This window comes from Fructobacillus durionis (genome assembly GCF_900112405.1).
In the GTDB taxonomy this organism is placed as follows: domain Bacteria; phylum Bacillota; class Bacilli; order Lactobacillales; family Lactobacillaceae; genus Fructobacillus; species Fructobacillus durionis.
In genome coordinates this window covers 77,222-97,040 of record NZ_FOLI01000005.1, presented here as the reverse complement: position 1 = coordinate 97,040, position 19,819 = coordinate 77,222, and the positions used below count along the sequence as shown (strand labels likewise).

Annotated in this window: 17 protein-coding genes and 1 tRNA gene; 14 read left to right on the top strand and 4 right to left on the bottom strand. The window is 45.2% G+C overall.

Features of this window, described 5'->3' with window-relative positions; translation table 11 throughout:
- Window positions 1-18 precede the first annotated feature (18 nt).
- From BMZ93_RS05115 to BMZ93_RS05055, 13 genes are all read left to right on the top strand, one after another.
- The gene (locus BMZ93_RS05115; protein ID WP_091502820.1) at window positions 19-2,697 is read left to right on the top strand and encodes a valine--tRNA ligase; all 2,679 of its coding nucleotides are present in this window, start codon (window positions 19-21) and stop codon (window positions 2,695-2,697) included.
- 140 nt (window positions 2,698-2,837) lie between these two features.
- On the top strand, window positions 2,838-3,806 hold the full coding sequence (locus BMZ93_RS05110) for a beta-ketoacyl-ACP synthase III (RefSeq protein WP_091502816.1): 969 nt from the start codon (window positions 2,838-2,840) through the stop codon (window positions 3,804-3,806).
- A 156-nt stretch (window positions 3,807-3,962) separates the two neighbouring features.
- Entirely contained in the window at window positions 3,963-4,709 is a 747-nt protein-coding gene (locus BMZ93_RS05105; protein ID WP_091502813.1) for a CAP domain-containing protein, read from the top strand.
- Between the two features lie 181 nt (window positions 4,710-4,890).
- The gene (locus BMZ93_RS05100) at window positions 4,891-6,051 is read left to right on the top strand and encodes an LCP family protein (protein WP_200769367.1); all 1,161 of its coding nucleotides are present in this window, start codon (window positions 4,891-4,893) and stop codon (window positions 6,049-6,051) included.
- 94 nt (window positions 6,052-6,145) lie between these two features.
- Window positions 6,146-7,090 carry a Ppx/GppA phosphatase family protein gene (locus BMZ93_RS05095; RefSeq protein ID WP_091502809.1) on the top strand — a complete coding sequence of 315 codons (945 nt, stop codon included), beginning with the start codon at window positions 6,146-6,148 and terminating at the stop codon, window positions 7,088-7,090.
- Window positions 7,087-8,310, top strand: coding sequence for a hydroxymethylglutaryl-CoA reductase, degradative (locus BMZ93_RS05090; RefSeq protein WP_091502806.1), 1,224 nt, complete (start codon window positions 7,087-7,089; stop codon window positions 8,308-8,310). Before BMZ93_RS05095 ends, BMZ93_RS05090 begins: the two co-directional genes overlap by 4 nt.
- A complete protein-coding gene (locus BMZ93_RS05085) occupies window positions 8,307-9,278 on the top strand; it encodes a nitrate ABC transporter ATPase (protein WP_091502802.1) in 972 nt (323 codons plus the stop codon). The genes BMZ93_RS05090 and BMZ93_RS05085 overlap by 4 nt, the downstream gene beginning before the upstream one ends.
- 13 nt (window positions 9,279-9,291) lie before the next feature.
- A complete protein-coding gene (locus BMZ93_RS05080) occupies window positions 9,292-10,002 on the top strand; it encodes an NAD-dependent protein deacylase (protein ID WP_091502799.1) in 711 nt (236 codons plus the stop codon).
- A 58-nt stretch (window positions 10,003-10,060) separates the two neighbouring features.
- A complete protein-coding gene (locus tag BMZ93_RS05075; RefSeq protein ID WP_091502796.1) occupies window positions 10,061-11,095 on the top strand; it encodes a cation diffusion facilitator family transporter in 1,035 nt (344 codons plus the stop codon).
- 450 nt (window positions 11,096-11,545) lie between these two features.
- Window positions 11,546-12,928 carry an Nramp family divalent metal transporter gene (locus BMZ93_RS05070; RefSeq protein ID WP_091502793.1) on the top strand — a complete coding sequence of 461 codons (1,383 nt, stop codon included), beginning with the start codon at window positions 11,546-11,548 and terminating at the stop codon, window positions 12,926-12,928.
- A 27-nt stretch (window positions 12,929-12,955) separates the two neighbouring features.
- Complete coding sequence (locus BMZ93_RS05065) at window positions 12,956-13,417, top strand: universal stress protein (protein WP_091502790.1); 462 nt, start codon at window positions 12,956-12,958, stop codon at window positions 13,415-13,417.
- Window positions 13,418-13,513: 96 nt separating this feature from the next.
- A complete protein-coding gene (locus tag BMZ93_RS05060) occupies window positions 13,514-13,858 on the top strand; it encodes an ArsR/SmtB family transcription factor (RefSeq protein WP_091502787.1) in 345 nt (114 codons plus the stop codon).
- Window positions 13,859-13,925: 67 nt separating this feature from the next.
- Window positions 13,926-14,009: transfer RNA gene (locus tag BMZ93_RS05055), tRNA-Leu, on the top strand.
- 158 nt (window positions 14,010-14,167) lie between these two features.
- Here the strand turns inward: BMZ93_RS05055 and BMZ93_RS05050 are convergent.
- The 4 genes from BMZ93_RS05050 to BMZ93_RS05035 are packed head-to-tail and all read right to left on the bottom strand — an operon-like array spanning window position 14,168 to window position 17,324.
- The gene (locus BMZ93_RS05050; RefSeq protein WP_091502783.1) at window positions 14,168-15,073 is read right to left on the bottom strand and encodes a DNA/RNA non-specific endonuclease; all 906 of its coding nucleotides are present in this window, start codon (window positions 15,071-15,073) and stop codon (window positions 14,168-14,170) included.
- The gene (locus tag BMZ93_RS05045; RefSeq protein WP_091502779.1) at window positions 15,073-15,807 is read right to left on the bottom strand and encodes an amino acid ABC transporter ATP-binding protein; all 735 of its coding nucleotides are present in this window, start codon (window positions 15,805-15,807) and stop codon (window positions 15,073-15,075) included. The genes BMZ93_RS05050 and BMZ93_RS05045 overlap by 1 nt, the downstream gene beginning before the upstream one ends.
- Window positions 15,804-16,502, bottom strand: a complete 699-nt coding sequence (locus BMZ93_RS05040; protein ID WP_091502776.1) for an amino acid ABC transporter permease — start codon at window positions 16,500-16,502, stop codon at window positions 15,804-15,806. Before BMZ93_RS05040 ends, BMZ93_RS05045 begins: the two co-directional genes overlap by 4 nt.
- A 27-nt stretch (window positions 16,503-16,529) precedes the next feature.
- Entirely contained in the window at window positions 16,530-17,324 is a 795-nt protein-coding gene (locus BMZ93_RS05035; RefSeq protein ID WP_091502773.1) for a transporter substrate-binding domain-containing protein, read from the bottom strand.
- Window positions 17,325-17,759: 435 nt separating this feature from the next.
- Between BMZ93_RS05035 and metG the strand changes: the two genes are divergently transcribed.
- Complete coding sequence (gene metG / locus BMZ93_RS05030; protein WP_091502770.1) at window positions 17,760-19,799, top strand: methionine--tRNA ligase; 2,040 nt, start codon at window positions 17,760-17,762, stop codon at window positions 19,797-19,799.
- The last annotated feature ends 20 nt before the right edge of the window (window positions 19,800-19,819 follow it).

Genomic DNA, 19,819 nt, shown 5'->3' with positions numbered 1-19,819 from the left:
TAGAAGTGAGGACAGACTATGCGCGATGTAAACATGTCGACCAAGTACGACCCAACTGCGGTTGAAGCTGGTCGTTACGAAGATTGGTTAAAGAACGATCTCTTTTCTCCTGAAGCCAACAAGGCTATTCAGGGAAACGAACCAGAACCTTATTCAGTGGTTATTCCACCACCAAACGTTACTGGAAAGTTGCACTTGGGCCACGCTTGGGATACGACTTTGCAAGACATGTTAATCCGTCAAAAGCGGATGCAGGGATTTGATACACTCTGGTTACCAGGAATGGACCACGCCGGAATCGCTACGCAGGCCAAGGTTGAACAACGTTTGCGCAAGGAAGGAATTTCCCGTTACGACCTTGGTCGCGAAAAGTTCGTCGAACAAGTGTGGGACTGGAAGAACGAATACGCTTCGACTATCAAGCAACAGTGGGGAAAGATGGGCTTGGCTTTGGACTACAGCCGTGAACGTTTCACCCTTGACTCTGGTTTGAACGAAGCAGTTAACAAAGTCTTCATCGACCTTTACAACAAGGGCTTGATCTACCGTGGTGAATACATCATTAACTGGGACCCACAGGCTCGTACAGCTTTGTCTGATATCGAAGTTATCTACCAAGATGACGAAGGTGCCTTCTACCACGTGAAGTATCCATTTACGGATGGCACGACTTTGAACGGTAAAGACTATATCGAAATTGCGACGACTCGTCCAGAAACAATGTTTGGGGATGTGGCCGTTGCGGTTAACCCAACTGATGAACGTTACAAGGACATCGTTGGTAAGACGGTGCGTGTGCCATTGCTTGGACGTGAGATTCCAATCATTGCCGACGAATACGTTGAAAAGGACTTTGGAACTGGAATGGTGAAGATTACACCTGCCCACGACCCAAATGATTTCCAAGTTGGTAACCGTCATAACTTGGAACGCATCAACACGATGACTGAAGATGCCCACATGAACGCTAACGCTGGTAAGTACGAAGGCTTGGACCGTTTTGAAGCCCGTAAGGCCATGGTGGCGGATATGGAAGAAGCGGGCGATATGCTCCGCATCGAACCATACACCCATTCGGTTGGTCACTCAGAACGTACTGGTGTTGCCATCGAATCACGTTTGTCAACGCAGTGGTTCGTTAAGATGGAGCCATTGGCTAAGCAAATCTTGGCTATGCAACAAAACCCTGATGAAAAGGTTAACTTCGTTCCTGGCCGTTTCGAAGATACCTTCACTCGTTGGATGGAAAACATCCGCGACTGGGTTATCTCTCGTCAACTTTGGTGGGGGCACCAAATCCCAGCTTGGTACAAGAACAAGGGAACTGACCAAGAAGAAATTTACGTTGGAGAAAAGGCGCCTGGGGATGACTGGGAACGCGATCCTGACGTTTTGGACACTTGGTTTTCATCTGCTCTTTGGCCATTTTCAACAATGGGTTGGCCAAATAAGTTGGACGGCGACTTTGCCAAGTACTACCCAACGAATACCTTGGTAACTGGATACGACATCATCTTCTTCTGGGTTGCTCGTATGATGTTCCAAGGTAAGGAATTTACTGGCGAACGTCCATTTAAGAACGTTTTGATTCACGGTTTGATTCGTGACGGTGAAGGTCGTAAGATGTCTAAGTCATTGGGTAACGGTGTTGACCCAATGGACGTGATTGAAAAGTACGGTGCCGATGCCTTGCGTTGGTTCTTGGCTACTGGATCAACGCCAGGTCAAGATGTCCGCTTTACTTATGAAAAGATGGACTCAGCTTGGAACTTCATTAACAAGATTTGGAACGCTTCCCGTTACGTTATCATGAACTTGGATGATGACACGGTTGCCCGTATTCCGGATGCTGACAAGTTGTCATTGGCCGATAAGTGGATTTTGGACCGTTTGAACAAGACTGTGAAGAAGGTTACGGATAACTTCGAGAAGTTCGAGTTCGGTGAAGCTGGTCGTGATTTGTACAACTTCATCTGGTCTGACTTTGCTGACTGGTACATTGAAATGACTAAGGAATCCTTGAATGGGGATGGGGACAAGACCGCTGTTCAAGAGACTTTGGCCTACGTTTTGGACCAGACTCTGCGTTTGCTTCAACCAATTATGCCATTCATGTCAGAAGCCATCTGGCAGGAAATGCCAACTCAAGTTGGTAAGGATGCACATTTGGGTATCCAGGCTTATCCTACTTATAAGAAGGAATTGGAAAACGAAGAAGCAGCCAAGGCCTTTAAGTCTCTACAAGATTTGATTGTTGCCGTTCGTACTATTCGTGCTGAAGCCAAGGCGCCAATGTCTAAGGAAATCGACGTGATGATCAAGGTGAAGGATGAGAACTTGGTTCAGGTCTTTAACGACAATGCCGATTACATCCAACGTTTCGTTAAGCCAAAGTCATTGACAATTGCAGCCGATGTGGCTGTTCCTGATTTGGCCATGTCACAAGTAATCACCGGTGCTGAAGTATACGTACCATTGGCTGGCTTGATTGACATCGATGCCGAAATCGAACGTTTGCAAGGCGAATTGGCTAAGTTCGAGAAGGAAGTAAAGCGTGCTGAAGGAAAGCTTTCAAACGAAAAGTTTGTTTCATCTGCCCCTGAAGCCGTTGTTGCCAAGGAAAAGGCGAAGTTAGCCGACTGGCAAGAAAAAGCCCAATCAACAGAAAAGCGTCTCGCTGATTTGAAGAAGGCTTAAGATATCGCTATAATGAATAACGGATAAAATCCTCACCCTTTGGTGGGGTTTTTATGTTAATTTAGTATAGATTCGTTAATCTCTTCGTGAGCACTTTCGTCTTTAGTAGACATTTGCTCCAATTTAATATAGGAATGATTATGATTGGAAGTAAGATACTGGCCAGCGGCCACTATGTGCCAAAAGATATAGTAACCAACGATGATCTTGCCAAAGTCGTTGATACCAGTGACGAGTGGATTGTCGCACACACTGGAATTGAATCTCGTCATGTTTCATTGCAGGGGGAGAACACCTCTGATTTAGCAACCAAAGCTGCTGAACAGGCTTTGGAACGTGCCGGTGTAGCGGCTGATGAAATCGGTTTTATCATCGTGACGACTTTTACGCCAGATGGTTTAGCACCCTCGACGGCTGCTTTGGTTCAACGAAACCTGGGGGCTAGCCAAGCTTGGGGCTATGATTTATCAACGGCCTGCGCTGGATTCGTCTTTGGCTTGTCGACGGCGGATAAGTTTATGCGTACTGGCGACTACCAATACGGATTGGTTATTTCAGCCGAAGTTAATTCCAAGATGATGGATTTCAAGGACCGCACGTCGACCGTTTTCTTTGGGGATGGCGCTGGTGCTGTGCTTTTGGGAAAGGCTGAAAGGGACTTTATCCAAGCCGAAGAAATGCATACACGTGGGGATGCCGAAGTTGTGCATTCCGGCCGGATTGCACCTTTGACAAAGTTGTCTGCGGATAACTACCCTAAGATTGATGCTTTTGCACAAGTGGGGCGTTCCGTGTATAACGAAGTAACGACTTTGATACCTGGACACATCCAGTCAATCTTGGAAAAAGAAGGCTTGACAGTTGATGATGTCGATTACTTTGTTTTACATCAAGCCAACCTACGGATGATTGAGAAAGTTGCAGAAATTCTTGGTCAGCCAATGACAAAGTTTGTGACAAACGTGCAGCACTATGGCAATTCTTCTTCAGCAGGGATTGCGATGGCTTTTGATCAATTAAATCAAAAAAATGATTTAACGGGTAAAAAAGTTTTGCTAACCGGCTTTGGTGCTGGCTTCACGTATGGTTCTCTTTTGTTGAGCCTGTAAATTTGCATTTTCGGTTGAAATATTGTAATATAAATGTAACCTATGGGATATTATGTGGTAACGCAGATATCCTAAAATAGGCTTATAGATTGAGCGCTTATTGATTAAGCAAGCCAATTATTATAAAAATAAGTAGAAAAATATGGAGAGTCTCTCATGAAGAATAAACTTACTAAGACAATCTTGGCTACTTTAGCTTCAGCTACTGCCTTCGCGGCAGCAGGTCATTCAGCTTCAGCCAACGATATCACAATCAAGGCTGGTGACACTTTGTCACAAATCGCCGAAGATAACAACACAACTGTTGAAGAATTGGTTGCTAAGAACAACATCGCTAACGCTGACTTGATCATCGCTGGTGACACAATCTCAACTGATGGTGTTGCTTCACAAGCCGCATCAACTACTGCAACAGCAACTGCTTCAGTTGCAGCAGCAGCTGATGAAAACGTTACTGCATCAACTTCTGATGATTCAGCTAACACACAAGCTACTACAAACACGAACACACAAGCACAAGCAGCTACAACTGCTTCAACTGATTACACGACTTACTCAGCCGGTGCTTCTGGTTCAGTTCAAACAATCATTAACGCTATGAACGCTAAGCGTGCTGCTGCCGGATTGGCACCAGTATCATACGACGCTTCATTGGCAGCAACTGCTGTTTCACGTGCACAAAACGCCGTTGCAAACGGTGGATTGCCAACTGGTCACTTCCAACAAGTTGCTGGACCTGAAGTTGTTGCTATCCAATGGTCACCATCATCTGTTGTTGATGCATGGTACAACGAAACTGGAATGCTTGCAGCCCCTGCCCACCATAACTGGTTGATGAACGCCTCATTCACTAAGGTTGGATTTGGTATCGTTGGTGACACTATCGTTGGTATCGCTGGCTAATCACTTTATAAATAACGACGACTAGGATTTCCTAGTCGTCTTTTTTTATATTTTAAAAGTAAAGCTTTTACTAAGAATACGTACTTTGGCCGTTTTTAACCTTGGTTTAACATGCACTGTGATAGAATAATAAAAGTTAAGAGTAAATCTCAAATTCGTTAGAAGCGGAGCAAAAGTATTTATGCAAGAAGAGCCTAAACAGCTTTCACGTGCGGTACGCAACGAAGGCCTACGTGCAAAGCGCAAAAAGCGAAGTCGTATTCGCAAGTGGATTTTTTGGATATTAACGATTATCATTCTTGGTACTGCTGGATGGGGAACCTACCTTTACGCCCAGTACAAAGGCGCTATCGACGATATTCAAAAGTCCGCTAACATTAATAAGACCCGTAATGTGTCAAACTTAATCGCCCGCGGAAAGCCCTTCTCAATCTTGGTATTGGGAACGGATGTTGGTGAATTGAACCGTGACCGAACAGGTTTGACGGATTCAATGATGTTAGTAACGGTTAACCCTAAGACAAACAAAACTACGATGGTGTCAATTCCACGTGATATTTTGACAGCAATCCCTGGCTATGAGGATTCATTCCCACAGAAGTTGAACGCTGCTTATGCCTTCGGTGGTGTTGGGGCAACGATGAAGGCTGTTCAGAACTATTTGAACGTCCCAGTTGATTCCTACGCGCTTGTTAACATGAAGGGCTTGGAGACTTTGGTCAACAAGGTTGGTGGTGTTTCTGTTGAATCACCAATGGACTTCCAATACAGTCAAGATACTGCCCATGATTATGGTCCAAACTTGTATCGTTTCCACAAGGGTTCTACTAAGTGGGAGAAGTCCGATGATAACGGCGTTACTTGGTCATCATCAAAGACTAAGCTGGATGGTGATGCGGCTTTGGCCTTCTCACGTATGCGTTACGACGATCCGCAAGGGGATTACGGACGTCAGCAACGTCAACGTTTGGTTATGCAGGCAATGATTAAGAAAGCAATCAATGCGGATACGCTTTTGAACTCTTCCTTCATCAAGTCTTTGTCTAAGTACGCTCAGACTGACCTTTCCTTTAACGATATCGTGAAGATTGCTCAGAAGTACCGTTCTGCTGCAAAGCACCAGGATTCCGATCATATGCAAGGAACTGGTGTCATGTTGAGTGGTGTGTCATACCAGGCTGTAACGGATACGGAAAAGCAACGTGTAACGGATAAAATTCGTAAGCAGTTGGGCTTGTCCGCTAAGGAAACGGGCTCACAGTTTGGTGGCGACGTGCCATCAAGTGGATTGAGTATCGCCCAGACTTACCTATCACAGATTAATGAAACGATTGATGAATAATTGACTCATAAAAGCATTAGACAGCCGTCTAATGCTTTTTTTCTTTGATCAATATCCGTGTTATACTGGACAATAATCACTAAATGGGGCCGCTATGCGAGAAAAGACAATTGCAATTATCGACTTAGGGAGTAATTCAGCTCGAATGGTCGTCGAGAAGTTGAAAGAAGACGGCACTTACCAAGAGGTTTTTCGGGTGAAGGAAGACACCCGTCTCTCTCAGGGGATGGGGGATTCGCTCATGCTTCAAGAAGAGCCAATCAAGCGAACGTTACGTGTTTTAACGGATTACCGTGAGCGGTTGACAAAATTTTCAGTTGAAGCCATCTACGGTATTACAACAGCTGCAGTTCGAACTGCTAAGAATCAACAGGATTTTTTAGACCGTGTTTACGAAGCCATTGGCGTTCGATTGCGTGTCTTAACTGGTGAAGAAGAAGCGCACTATGATTTTCTAGGCGTCCTGTCTTCCTTACCAGACGAACAGTCAGCCGTTATTTTGGACACCGGTGGTGCATCCGTCGAATTAATTCCCTACCATCAAAAGGTGGCGGAGGCGGAAGTATCCTTGCCCTTTGGCGCGGTTAATTTATCTGAGAAATACCATCTTGCGGATGTGATTTCAGAAGAAGATATTAAAGATGCTTGCCGGCAAATTCATGCCGATTATGAAAAGCTCCCCTTTATTGGAGATAACCAGGGTCAACCAGTTATTTTACTAGGTGGTGCAAATCGTTCGTTAGCAAAAATGGCAGAAAAGAAGGGCTGGGCGAAGCAGCATCAATCAAGTTTACACGGTCTTTTCCTTTCTGCTACACGAGTGGAACAGGTTTTTTCTGAGATTTCTCAGATGAATCGTAAGGAGCGGGAACACTTGGCGGGATTAGAAAAGAACCGAGCCGATATCATTATTTCAGGTTTGCTACCTGTCTTAAATTTGATTCGTGTTCTTCATTCTCCTAAGGTTGTTTTCTCGGAATCCGGTGTTCGCGAAGGCCTTATTTTCGAATTGATTCAAAAGGAATTTAGTCATTCATGACAAAAAAGTTTTACCAATTATCACCAGCCGAAAGGTTGGAAACATTAGAATTACCCGCTGATTTAGCTGACTTTTATAAGAAAGAACAATCAGTTGAATTAGAAAACGTTATTGAGAACTACCTAGCTGATTTTAGGCTGCCTGAAGGGCTTTTACACCATCTCGTAGTTGATGGTAAGGTGTATGAAGTACCAATGGTAATCGAAGAGCCATCAGTTGTTGCAGCTGCGAATAACGGAGCCCAAATGGTGGGCCTTGCTGGTGGGTTTACCTCCGAAACAGCTAGTCAGCCTCTGTTGGGCGGCCAGATTCTCTTCAAGGGGGTCAACCAGTTCAAACTTCAGGCCTTTGTTGACCAAAATAAGGCAGCAATCTTTGATGCTGCTGAGAAGGCCAAGCCCTCCATGGTTGAGCGTGGTGACGGCCTTAAAAAGGTCGAGTTGCGTTTTGTCGGGGGAGAACAGGCCGCCCTTGATTTGACCGTGCAGACCGGGCAAGCAATGGGAGCCAACGCTGTTAATACCATCCTTGAAGCGGTAAAGAACTGTCTACAGCCTTACCAAGACAGTATTGTGGCAGCTATTTTGACTAACGCCGGTCGCGATGCCTTGGTAACGGTTAAGGGTTCTGTACCGGTTGAAGCAGTTGGTGGTGAGTTAGCTGCTGAAAAGCTTGTCTCACTTTCGGACTTTGCCAAAGCCGATGCTGACCGTGCGGTCACAGAGAATAAGGGGATTTTTAACGGACTATCAGCGGTTGTTATGGCCACAGGTAATGACTATCGAGCTGTGGAAGCTGCCGGTCACGCCTATGCAGCCAAGTCCGGTAAGTATCAATCACTGTCTACTTGGCGATTGAGCGATGATAAAAAGACTTTGATGGGGCAATTAACAATGCCTCTCAATGTTGGGGTACTTGGTGGGGCGATTGCAGCCTTACCAATGGCACAGAAAAACTTAGAATTGCTTGGAAATCCCACTGTTGATGAACTAAAGAAGGTTATTTTAGCAACCGGATTAGCAAATAACCTGGCTGCTTTAAAGGCGGTTTCAGGTAAAGGAATCCAGTCCGGACATATGAAGATGCAAGCTCGTGTGCTCGCCGTTCAAGCGGGTGCCCGTCCTGACGAGATTATGGCGGTCGCCGATGAATTAGTTCAATCGGGACGGATTGATCAAGCAAGTGCAGAAAGAATCCTAGGAGAATTAAGAAAGCCATGACACCAAAATTGGAAGTGTTACTCGAACAAGTGAATCAGACTTATCCAGGAACGGTCATGGTTCGCACTGGTCAAGAAAAGTCCGGACGTTTACGCCTTGATCAAGCTAAGCAATCCTTTTTAGCGGATCGATTGTTAATTGAGGTACCAGACCAGACTGAAGCCGACTTTGTCATTGGAAACGAGCTCTTGCAGTTGATGCTTTCTTTGAACGGGATTGTTCCGCAGATTTTCTTCGGTTTGACTTTTGAAGATGAAGCATTGGACCAGCAATTGGTAACCATCGCTAGTCGTCTACACAAGATGGTTATGCACGGCATTACCTACCGTGAAATGGCTAAGCAGGGTTATTTAACGACCGCTACTGCGGCAGCCTTCCAGGCGGGAATTGAAGACGAACTTTCGGATGAAGAAAAAGAAGTGGACGGACAACACCTGTTCCGACTCCTTTCCTTGGTCGACGCTCAAATTTTCTTAGCCGTTTTGAAAGAACAAGGACTAGCGGCAGAGGCAAAAACTGCGGAAGCATCTTTTGCTAAGCGATATCCAAAGGCCAATTCTGAAGCCAAGGCCCTGGCTGAACCAATTATGACAGCTGATTTAAAGGATTCTCGAGCAATCCGTAAGACAATTGTCCGCCTCTTCGCAGGCCTTGATGAACTGCTTGAAAAAAATCAGCTCCCAACGGTGAATGCCAAGCAGTATGTGACCTTGGCACCAGTATTGTCAGAACGTCAATTGGCAGGACCAGTTAAGAACCTATTTGAGATTTTCCATTCTGACATGACGGACTTTGCCTCAAAGGAAAAGGCCTACGTTGGCTTAGGAAAGCAGGATCAACAAAATACTTTTGTTATTGCACCACCTAAAAACCCAGCAGACCGTCCTAAGTTCTTTAAGGAACTGTACGAATTGCCAGTGAAGGACTTGCTTGAAAAGTTAGCCCTACCATATATTGTGCGTAAATAAAGGGGATTGACTGATGGAAATGGTGGATAAGAGAATACAAGAAAGCTTCAACCAGGCCAAGAAGATTGTTTTTCTGACCGGTGCGGGTGTTTCAACGGCATCGGGGATTCCTGACTACCGTTCGAAGAACGGGGTTTACCAAGGATTACAATATTCTCCGGAGTATCTTTTATCAGATCAGGCTTTCCAAGATATCCCAGAAATTCAGTATAAATTTATGCAGGATAACCTGTATTTTCCCGATGCTTTGCCAAATGTCATTCACAAAAAAATGGCCGACTTTGTCCGAGATGGACGGGCAAGGGTGATTACCCAGAATATTGATGATTTGGACGTGAAAGCGGGACTGACTGATAGCCAGTTGATTCGCTTCCACGGGTCACTTTATGATTTATACTGTCCGAAAGATGGTCGAAAGGCGACGCTTTCGGAGTACCAGAAGTCACTTTATCGTGCTTCAGACCATGCTAAGATTCGTCCTCGGATTACTTTCTACGGTGAAGTACCATTCCGTGTCGAAGAAGCGGTGTCGTGGGTTGCCGATGCCGATTTGATTTGCCTTGTCGGCACCTCTTTTAAGGTCTACCCATTCGCTGGATTGTTGAATTACGCACGTCCTCAAGTGCCTATTTTTGCTGTTAATCTAACACCATTACCAAGCATGCCCGGTGTAGAACAGGTGATTGGGGATGCCACGGATTTCTTTAGTCAATTAGAAAATTAAGCCGAAAGGCTTTTTTTTATTTAGAAAAAAGGTATGATACAAAAAGGAGGAAGAGTATATGTCTAAACAAGAAGAGTGGCTGGATGAATCAAATAGCCACTCAACAAATACAGCTCAACCAAAGGAAAATCATGTTCACGAGCACGCGCACCAGGCTGCCCAGCCATCGCAAAAACCCTATCTCATTGGGATTACTTTGAACCTGATTTTCGTTTTGTCGGAGTTAGTATTTGCTAAATTGGCCCATTCAACGGCCTTATTCGCCGATGCCTTTCACAATTTATCCGATGTTTTGGCCTTGGTTATCGCATGGTTAGCGGTCTTGGTGTTCGGTATTAAAGCCACGCGTAGTAAAACGTACGGCTGGCACAACGTGTCCATCTTGGCATCAATTTTTAACACCGTCTTACTACTTTTTGCAGTTGGTACGATTTTTGTTGAAGGAATGAGCGATCTGCTTAATCCTGGTCACATCCATACAAACGGGGTAATGATTACCATTGTGGCTGCCATCGGGATTGTCGTGAATGTTTCGACTGCCATGCTTTTTAAAGCGTCTGGCGTGCCTGATGAACACGGGCATAGTCACGGTGGACACAGTCATAACCATGGCGATGGACAGGACTTAAATGCGAAGACGGCTTACATCCACTTGCTGTCTGACGCGGCCGTTTCCATTGGTGTTATTCTTGCTGGTTGGTTAATTAAGGTCACTGGTTGGCAGATTATCGATCCAATCGTCTCTTTGTTGATTGGTTTGATTATCCTGATTACAGCCTGGCCTGTCATGAAGGAAACGGTTAATTTGGCCATTAACGGAGTCCCTGATGAAATCGATGAGGACGCCATTTACGACTATTTGACGGAAAAACCTGGTGTTGTTTCCTTGCACGATTTACATATTTGGCCATTGTCTACAACCGAGACGGCTTTGACCGTTCACCTTGCCTTTTCAAATGAGGTCTTGGAAGAAAATTACGGTCAAAAATTATTGACGGTGATTGAGGATGAATTGAAACATGACTTTGGAATTAGTCACGTTACGATTCAAATTGAAGCGGCAAATCATCAAGAGAATTGCAATACAATTTAATCAGAATTGTTCGTTAAAAGCTCTCTTTTCTAATTTAAATAAGAACCATTCTTACCTAAATGAGAGTTTTTCAAAGAAAAATTAAATTAAGATTAAATCATAAAAAAGGCTTGGGACTTGTTCCTAAGCCTTTTTAAAAAAATATGAGACAAAAAAAGGCAATAGATGACAAAAATTACACTTGACCTCTTCTGTTGCTCGTGTAATATTGGTTCTAGACTTAGGAAAAAGTCATTGGGTTAAGTACCTTTCATAAGCTTTCAACAACCAAGTTGAATGAAATCCTTTATGAAAATTATTTAGCGTAAAAAACGATAGCATTTTTGCTATTCTATCTACTTTAGAATAACTCAATTTTGAGCAAGGAAGTCTTGTGACCTTTTTTGCTGCGTTCGTTTTTAACGACATTCAATGACCACCTTCCTAAGGAGAATTCCAAAGGAGACAATTATGGACAATTCCATGAACAAAAAGACTCATCATTCATTGATTGAGCACGCCGGTGAAAAGTCATTGGCAGAAGTAAACGGTTCGATTGAAGTTCCAAAGGATGGATCTTTCTGGCGCCGTTTGTTAGCTTTCTCAGGACCAGGTGCTTTGGTTGCCGTTGGTTATATGGACCCAGGTAACTGGGTTACATCAATCAAGGGTGGAGCTGCATACCACTACTTGTTGCTTTCAGTTATCTTGATTTCATCTTTGATTGCCATGCTCTTGCAGTACATGGCTGGTAAGCTTGGAATCGTTAAGCAAGAAGATTTGGCCCAGGCTACTGGTAACCGTACGAACAAGTTCGGACGTTACGCACTCTGGATCATGACTGAATTAGCCTTGGTCGCAACGGATATCGCCGAAGTTGTTGGTGGTGCCATTGCCATGTCATTGTTGTTTGGTTGGCCACTGTTGGTAACCATCTTCTTGACAGCCTTCGATGTTATCATCCTTCTTCTTTTGATGAAGTTCGGGTTCCGTAAGATTGAAGCAATTGTTATGACTTTGATTTTGACTATCTTGGTTGTCTTTGTTTACTTGACAATCTTGTCAAAGCCAGACTGGATGGCAATCATGGGAAACTATGTGCCTCGTCCACAAACTTTGTCAACTGAATCACTTCACGGATTGGATAACCCAATCACGTTGACTGCTGGTATTATTGGTGCCACAGTTATGCCTCACAACCTTTACTTGCACTCATCAATTTCACAAACACGTCAAGTGAACCATGAAGATCCTGCAGAAGTGAAGGAAGCTATCAAGTTGATGACTTGGGATTCAAACATCCAATTGACTTTGGCCTTCTTCATCAACTCAATGTTGTTGATTGTTGGTGCCGCTTTGTTCTTCGGTCACGCCGCTGAACTTGATGGCTTCCACCAATTGTATGACGCTTTGAATGACCATAACATCGCTGGTGCAATTGCATCACCTGTTTTGTCAACATTGTTCGCCTTGGCCCTCTTGGCTTCAGGTCAGAACTCAACAATCACTGGTACTCTTACTGGTGAAATCATCATGGAAGGTTTCTTGCACTTCCGTATTCCAATGTGGCTTCGTCGTGTGATTACCCGTGGTATCGCCATTACACCTGTTTTGATCATTGCTATCATGTACGGTGGTAACGAATCACAAATGGATGCCTTGATTGAATCTACACAGGTATTCTTGTCAATCGCCTTGCCATTCTCAATGGCACCATTGATCTACTTTACTTCTTCAAAGAAGATTATGGGTCAGTTTGCTAACTCTGCTTGGGTAAAGTGGGTTGGTTGGCTCTGCTTCGTTGGATTGACAATTATCAACATCGTCCTTGTTTGGCAAATGTTTGCTGGATAAAAAACGAGTAGAATTTAGGAGGCTATGATGGCTGAATTACAATTAAATGTTGAACCAAAGCATTTCAAGACAATCTTGGTGGGTGTTGATGAATCAGAACAAGGTTACAACGCCTTGGCAAACGCCATTCACCAAGCGCGCGAAGATAACGCGCACTTGATTATTGCTTCAATTTTGGAAATGGGTGACTTGTCAGCCATTGCCGCTTTGCACTTGGACGCAATCAAGGAAAAGCGCGAAGAAATCGAAAAGAACTTGGCAAAGTACCGTGCATACGCTGAATCACAAGGCGTAAAGCAAGTTGACACTGTCTTTGATGACGGTGACAAGGCCGGACAAATCATGGTGGAGGACATCGCTCCTTCAGTGAAGGCTGACCTACTTGTTGTGGGTGCCCACTCACGTCAAGGCTTCTGGGGATCAATTGGTTCTCAAGCTGCTTACATCGCACGTAACTCAAAGATTTCTGTTTTGATTGTTCAAGACTAATAAACTTTGAAAAAGCTCCTGATCATTCAGGGGCTTTTTTTGTTACCTATTTTTTCTGGTAACTAGCTTAAAACTGAACTTTGCTATAATGGGAATATGCAAAAAAGAATCCTTGAAGAATTGAGTCATATTTTTAAATTGCTATCGGCTGAGAAACGTTTGGCAATCTTGATGCTGCTACAGGAACGTTCCTACACCGTTTCTGAGCTGGTCGAGCAGCTTGAGATGGAACAATCGGCTGTCTCTCATCAACTGAAGGCTCTACGTGAAGAGCAGGTGGTGACGGCTGAAAAAGTCGGAAGGACGGTTACTTATCGTTTGACGGATTCCCACATTATCGACTTGCTTGAAAATGCTGAAGAGCACGTCAGTCACTTAGTTAAAAATGAAACCCACGCGCAGTGGTTAGCTGAAGAAGCGTCCCATCAAAATTCGAAATAAAATATCGTTTTGTTCTTGACAGGGGGGACTACCCTTGATAAACTGATATAGTTGTAAAAAACGAATTGCCCTTGTGGCGGAATTGGCAGACGCGCTGGACTCAAAATCCAGTGGTGGCAACACCGTGTGGGTTCGACTCCCACCGAGGGCATCATAAAAGAGAAGCGAGAAATCGCTTCTCTTTTTTTGTTCTTGTAAAGGCTCGGGATGGCTCGCCTTTTATTGTGCTCGCTTGAGTCGGAGAGGATAAACACGATTGTTTCTTATAAGAAAAAGGACTTCCTATTGAATAGGAGTCCTTTTTTGACTTTAGTTGATTGAAGATGCGCCGGTGTTGTAGTTGATAGTAACGCCCGGTTGGACATTGAAAATCCAATAGTTCAGGTTTAGACTTGCACCGTTATCTTCAACCGATTTGGCCATGTAGTGTACGCCACGGGGAACGAGCTCGTTGCCCGAGTAAACCGGTGTCACCTGTCCGCGAATGGTAATATTAGGGTTCTGCTTAATGGCATAACGGATATCATCTTCAGGGACTAACTGACCTGGATAAGCGTTTTCAACACGGGTTCCGGTCGTCATGTTTTCAGTCACCATGGTGGGCATGCCAAAAAATTGATAGCCGACGATATGGGACTTGTTCCATAGGGCCTGCTTGCTTCCGCCAAGGCTGACCTTCGAATTGTTGTGGTAGCCACCAACCCAGGCCGAACCGTTAAAGTGGTCGCCTTGATTCCAACCAGATGGGCGAACCGATTGTGGTATTTGACTTGGTCGTTTAGTGACTTTGTCAATTGCGGCTTTGGATGCAACGAAGTTGGCTTGCTGAGAACGACCGAGAGAATCGAGAGCGGAGAGTGAAAGTCCGTCAACGGGATTCAGCTTGCTACCGTTTCCAGGAAAAGTTTGCTTTAGTTCAGAATCCGTAAACGTCGCATGGTTATTATTCAGGTGAACGATGTCGCCATCGAGGGTACCATCCCACTTAATGTTTAATAGATCGGCATCGTTAGAAGCTGAGCTAGAGGGGGTGTTGGCGGATTTATTTGCCTTTTTGGCTGATTGCAGCACCTTGGACTGACTCTGCCCGGTGCTTGATTTGTGTTTGTGGTTATCCTGACCGAAGCTTTGATAGGATAGAACGGCTGCAATCGCGATGACGATGGCAACGGTTTGAGAAAAGCGGGATTTAGATGGTTTTCGACGTTTAGCCATTAGAAGGACATTGCTCCCAAGAATTGTTTAATGCGTTTATTATCAGAATGGAAGAAACCTTCCGTAGCTCCATTATAGCCAACATGACCATTATCAATGAAAACAATTTGGTCGGCTACTTGTTCAGCAAAGGCCATGTTATGGGTAACAATAATCATAGAGGTATCTTTTTTGGCTAAGTCTTTCAGAACGCGGAGCACCTGAGCCTCTAATTCTGGGTCTAGGGCCGAAGTTGGTTCATCTAAGAGCAAGTACTTTGGTGACATGGCCAAGGCACGTAAGATGGCAACACGCTGCTGTTGTCCCCCGGAAAGCTGGTAGGGGTAACGGTCGGTCAGTTCAGACATGCCGAATTGCTCGAGTAGTTCGCGGGCGCGAGTCTCGGCCACTTGCTTGTCCTTCTTCTGAACCTTAATGGGTCCTTCCGTCAGGTTACGCATCACCGTTAAGTGGGTAAACAAGGCCTTTTCCTGGAATACCATCGCTGTTTTTTGCCGAATCTGTAAGATTTGGCTGGTCGTGATTGGCCGTGAAAGGTCCAAAGTCAAATCGTCGATTTGCAACTCTCCCTGGTCCGGCCGTTCGAGTAGGTTTAAGGAACGGAGGAGGGTGGATTTGCCGGATCCGGATGGTCCGACGATGGCCGTGGTTTGTTCGGCCGGGAAGATTAGATTGATGTCGTCTAGGGCGACTTTGTCAGGATAATGCTTTGATAGATGTTCAACTTGAATCATTGGGCGAACCTCGATGTGTACTTCTCTAGGTAGTGCTGAGCGATGGCTAGGATTGACGTAAAGAAGGCGTAGACCATGGCGACTAAGATGTACATGGATAGAACCTTATAGTTAGCCGCAGCAATCTGTTGCGCCAGGTAGAAAATCTCAACAATTGTGATAACGGATGCCAGGGAAGTGTCCTTTAACAGGGAAATCAACGAGTTCGATAGAGGCGGAATGGAGATTCGGGCTGCCTGTGGGAGAACGACGTTCCAGTAGACCTGCGAACTGGTCATTCCCAGTGATTCAGCAGCCTGCTTTTGGACTTCTGGTACCGAAGCAATGGAGGCACGAATCGTTTCAGATGCATAAGCACCAGTGTTCAGCGAGAAGACGGTAATGGCCGATACCCAAGCTGATTGGAAGAGAGCGATGTGGGCGTTGGGCAGCCCGTAAAAAACGATGAAGAGTTGCACCAAGAGGGGCGTGGAACGGAAGAACCAAACGTAGGCTGCTGCGAGCCACTTGAGAATTTGTAGGGCTGCTGCGGCCCATTCGTTCTGCGGTAATTTAGCCACTCGGATGATGGCGGTAATCGATGCAAGAATGATGCCAAAGAAGAAGGCGATTGCCGTGAGTGGGAGGGTGTATTTGAGCGCTGTCATGAAGAGCTCGGGCAAGTATTTGATTGCCAGGTTGAAAAAGTCGATCATCTTTTCTTCCTATCTGTAAGCTTCTGCTTATTCCTTAGTTAGGTCCTTGTTAAAGTACTTCTTGGAAAGCTTGGTCAAGGTACCATCGTCACGAAGTTCCTGCATGGCCTTGTTGACCTTTGACTGCAGTTTCTTGCTGTCCTTGTTCATCAAAACGCCGTCAGGGGTTGAACCCATTTCCTTGGAAATATCAACGGCTTCGACATCGGCATCAGGGTTGGATTGTTTCCAGTTCTCGAAGGCACCCATGTCGTTTAGTGAGCCATCGGCACGGTTTGTTGTGACTAAGTTCATGGCCTCGATGATACCGGCAACGGCTTTGATATTTGCGCCCTCTGCCTTGGCCTTCTTACCGTAGTTTGATGTAACGGATTGGGCCATGGTCTTTCCCTTGATGTCAGACAAGCTGTTTAATGACGTGTCACCAGTTCGCTTAATCAAAGCGGCACGAGGGTAGAGGTAGGCCGTTGACATGCGGTAGTTTTCTTTGCGCTCGTCGGTGATACCGATGTTGTTGATAACGGCGTCGTAGCGCTTGGAGTTCAAGCCGGCGATTAGTGAGTCCCACTTTGATTGGACAAAGTTGACTTTCATGTCCATTTTTTTGGCTAGGGCCCGTGCGATTTCAACTTCGAAGCCGGTTAGCTTACCCTTGTCGTCGTGGTAAGAGAAAGGGGCGTAGGTTCCTTCGAGCCCGACCGTGAAAGTGCCGGACTTAATCGTTGTTGATTCTGAGTTTGATGAGGTCATCTTCATGATGCCGAAGATACCGCCAATGACGATAACGAGACCTGCGAGGATAATTGCGATTTTCTTATTCATGTTCTTGCTCCTAAATTTTTGCAAAATAAAAACCACCCATTCAGCAGATTATTTTCTGCTAGTGGGTGGTTTTTAGCCTATAAACGCCACCCTAAAAAAGAGGTGCGCAACAGCAAACCATAAGAGTCGTCGTCAGTTGTTGGTTGTTTCGAATGTTCGCGTTCATAGGTTGTCTCCTTTTGTGATATGCACTAAGTGTACCGGGGGGCGTTTTTTTTGTCAATACAGATTGTTAGAAAATATGCCGTTTTTTATCAAATTGGTTGCTTGGTCCACATGCTTTAGATGCCCATATATAAGACTTTGTGAATAAAATAATCAAAATGGTTTATTAGAACTTTAAATATGGATTGAACCGCTTTACTTGGCCTGAACGGGGCGACTTTGCTATAATAGTGAGCAGAACAGGCTCCATTAGCCAGGAAAGGGACTCATATGTCAGAAAAAAATACCTTCTATATTACAACCCCAATTTACTATCCATCAGGAAAGCTCCAATTGGGTAACACCTACACGACTGTTTTGGCCGATGCCGCAGCTCGTTACCACCGCTTGCTCGGTGATGATGTTTTCTTCTTAACTGGAACCGACGAACACGGTGAAAAAATTCAGAAGAAGGCCGCAGCCGCTGGAACTAGCGAAAAGGAATACTTGGACAAGATGGCTAAGGACATCAAGGAACTCTGGTCCTTGATGCACATCTCTTACGACAAGTTCATTCGTACGACGGACGTTGACCACGAAAAGGCCGTTCAAAAGATTTTCAAGAAGTTACTTGATCAAGGTGACATCTATAAGGGAACCTATGAAGGTTGGTATTCAGTTTCTGATGAAGAGTACTTTACCGAATCACAATTGGCCGAAGTTTACCGTGATGATGACGGAAACATGATTGGTGGAAAGGCCCCATCTGGCCACGACGTGGAAAAGATTCAAGAAGAAACCTACTTCTTCAAGATGTCCAAGTACGCTGACTGGTTGGTTGACTACTACAAGAACCACCCAGAATTCGTTCAACCTGAATCACGTATGAACGAAATGCTCCAAAACTTCATCTTGCCTGGTTTGGAAGACTTGGCGGTTACCCGTACGTCATTTGACTGGGGTGTGCCAGTTCCCGGTGATGAAAAACACGTTATCTACGTTTGGATTGATGCCTTGGCAAACTATATTACGGCCTTGGGATATGGTTCAGATAACGATGACTTGTTGAAGAAGTTCTGGCCTGCCAACGTCCAATTAGTTGGTAAGGAAATTGTTCGTTTCCACATCATCTACTGGCCAATCATGCTCCACGCCCTTGGTTTGGAATTGCCAAAGGAAATCATTGGTCACGGTTGGTTGGTCATGAAGGACGGCAAGATGTCAAAGTCTAAGGGAAACGTTATTTACCCTGAGGATTTGACTAGCCGTTACAGCTTGGACGCAGTGCGTTACTACTTGCTCCGCGCCATGCCATTTGGAAATGACGGCGTCTTCTCACCTGAAGACTTCGTTGACCGCGTGAACTTCGACTTGGCAAACGACCTTGGAAACTTGTTGAACCGTACGGTTGCCATGATTAACAAGTACGAAGGTGGTGTTATTCCGGAATTTGTTTCTGACAAGACGGAATTTGATTCTGACTTTGAAGAATTGGTGGCCGAAAAAGTCGCTGCCTTCAACGAACAGATGACGGCCGTTCACACGGCCGATGCGCTTGAATCCGTTTGGGCCATTGTTCGTCGTGCTAACAAGTACATCGACGAAACAGCTCCTTGGGTATTGGCTAAGACAGCTGGAGAAGATCCAGCTGCTAAGGAAACCTTGTCAGCTGTTATGGCCCACTTGGCTGCAGCGCTCCGCGTGATTGCCGCAACCTTGCAACCAGTTATGGTTGATGCGCCAAAGGAAATCTTCGAGCAGTTAGGCTTGACTTTGCCAGAGGCCGGCTTGAGCTTGGAAGACTTGGCCATGGCCGACCTTCCTGCCGGTGCCACCGTTGTGAAGAAGGGACAACCAATCTTCCCACGTTTGGATGTTGAACAGGAAGTGGCCTTCATTGCCGGTTTGGTATCTAAGGATACCAAGGGTAAGGGCCGCGCCGTTAAGGAAGCTGCTAAGCAAGCTGAACAAGAAAAGGAAGCTGCAGCAGTGGAGCACAAGGCTGCCATCGAATACGATGACTTTGATAAGGTAGAAATCTTGGCCGCTAAGATTACGGCTGCTGAGTTGTTGCCAAAGTCAAAGAAGTTGATTAAGTTCACTTTGGATGACGGTTCTGATAAGCCTCGTCAAATTCTTTCTGGAATCCGTCAGTGGTATCCAGAACCAGAAGTCTTGGTTGGTAAGACGGTTGCCATTGTGGCGAACATGAAGCCTCGTAAGATGGCTGGCGAACTTTCCGAAGGAATGGTTTTGTCTGCTGAAAAGAACGGTATTGTGACCGTGACAATCTTGCCAGACTCAATTGAAGCTGGTTCAGGAATTGAATAAGTTAATTTCATAAATAAAAA

Bases quoted from the DNA above. Each gene is read 5' to 3' on its own strand.
- BMZ93_RS05040 (WP_091502776.1), bottom strand. From the start codon at position 16,502: ATGATCGACTTTTTCAACCTGGCAATCAAATACTTGCCCGAGCTCTTC.
- BMZ93_RS05060 (WP_091502787.1), top strand. From the start codon at position 13,514: ATGCAAAAAAGAATCCTTGAAGAATTGAGTCATATTTTTAAATTGCTA.
- BMZ93_RS05085 (WP_091502802.1), top strand. From the start codon at position 8,307: ATGACACCAAAATTGGAAGTGTTACTCGAACAAGTGAATCAGACTTAT.
- BMZ93_RS05100 (WP_200769367.1), top strand. From the start codon at position 4,891: ATGCAAGAAGAGCCTAAACAGCTTTCACGTGCGGTACGCAACGAAGGC.
- BMZ93_RS05095 (WP_091502809.1), top strand. From the start codon at position 6,146: ATGCGAGAAAAGACAATTGCAATTATCGACTTAGGGAGTAATTCAGCT.
- BMZ93_RS05075 (WP_091502796.1), top strand. From the start codon at position 10,061: ATGTCTAAACAAGAAGAGTGGCTGGATGAATCAAATAGCCACTCAACA.
- BMZ93_RS05065 (WP_091502790.1), top strand. From the start codon at position 12,956: ATGGCTGAATTACAATTAAATGTTGAACCAAAGCATTTCAAGACAATC.
- BMZ93_RS05035 (WP_091502773.1), bottom strand. From the start codon at position 17,324: ATGAATAAGAAAATCGCAATTATCCTCGCAGGTCTCGTTATCGTCATT.
- BMZ93_RS05070 (WP_091502793.1), top strand. From the start codon at position 11,546: ATGGACAATTCCATGAACAAAAAGACTCATCATTCATTGATTGAGCAC.
- BMZ93_RS05080 (WP_091502799.1), top strand. From the start codon at position 9,292: ATGGAAATGGTGGATAAGAGAATACAAGAAAGCTTCAACCAGGCCAAG.
- BMZ93_RS05115 (WP_091502820.1), top strand. From the start codon at position 19: ATGCGCGATGTAAACATGTCGACCAAGTACGACCCAACTGCGGTTGAA.
- BMZ93_RS05105 (WP_091502813.1), top strand. From the start codon at position 3,963: ATGAAGAATAAACTTACTAAGACAATCTTGGCTACTTTAGCTTCAGCT.
- BMZ93_RS05050 (WP_091502783.1), bottom strand. From the start codon at position 15,073: ATGGCTAAACGTCGAAAACCATCTAAATCCCGCTTTTCTCAAACCGTT.
- metG (WP_091502770.1), top strand. From the start codon at position 17,760: ATGTCAGAAAAAAATACCTTCTATATTACAACCCCAATTTACTATCCA.
- BMZ93_RS05090 (WP_091502806.1), top strand. From the start codon at position 7,087: ATGACAAAAAAGTTTTACCAATTATCACCAGCCGAAAGGTTGGAAACA.
- BMZ93_RS05045 (WP_091502779.1), bottom strand. From the start codon at position 15,807: ATGATTCAAGTTGAACATCTATCAAAGCATTATCCTGACAAAGTCGCC.
- BMZ93_RS05110 (WP_091502816.1), top strand. From the start codon at position 2,838: ATGATTGGAAGTAAGATACTGGCCAGCGGCCACTATGTGCCAAAAGAT.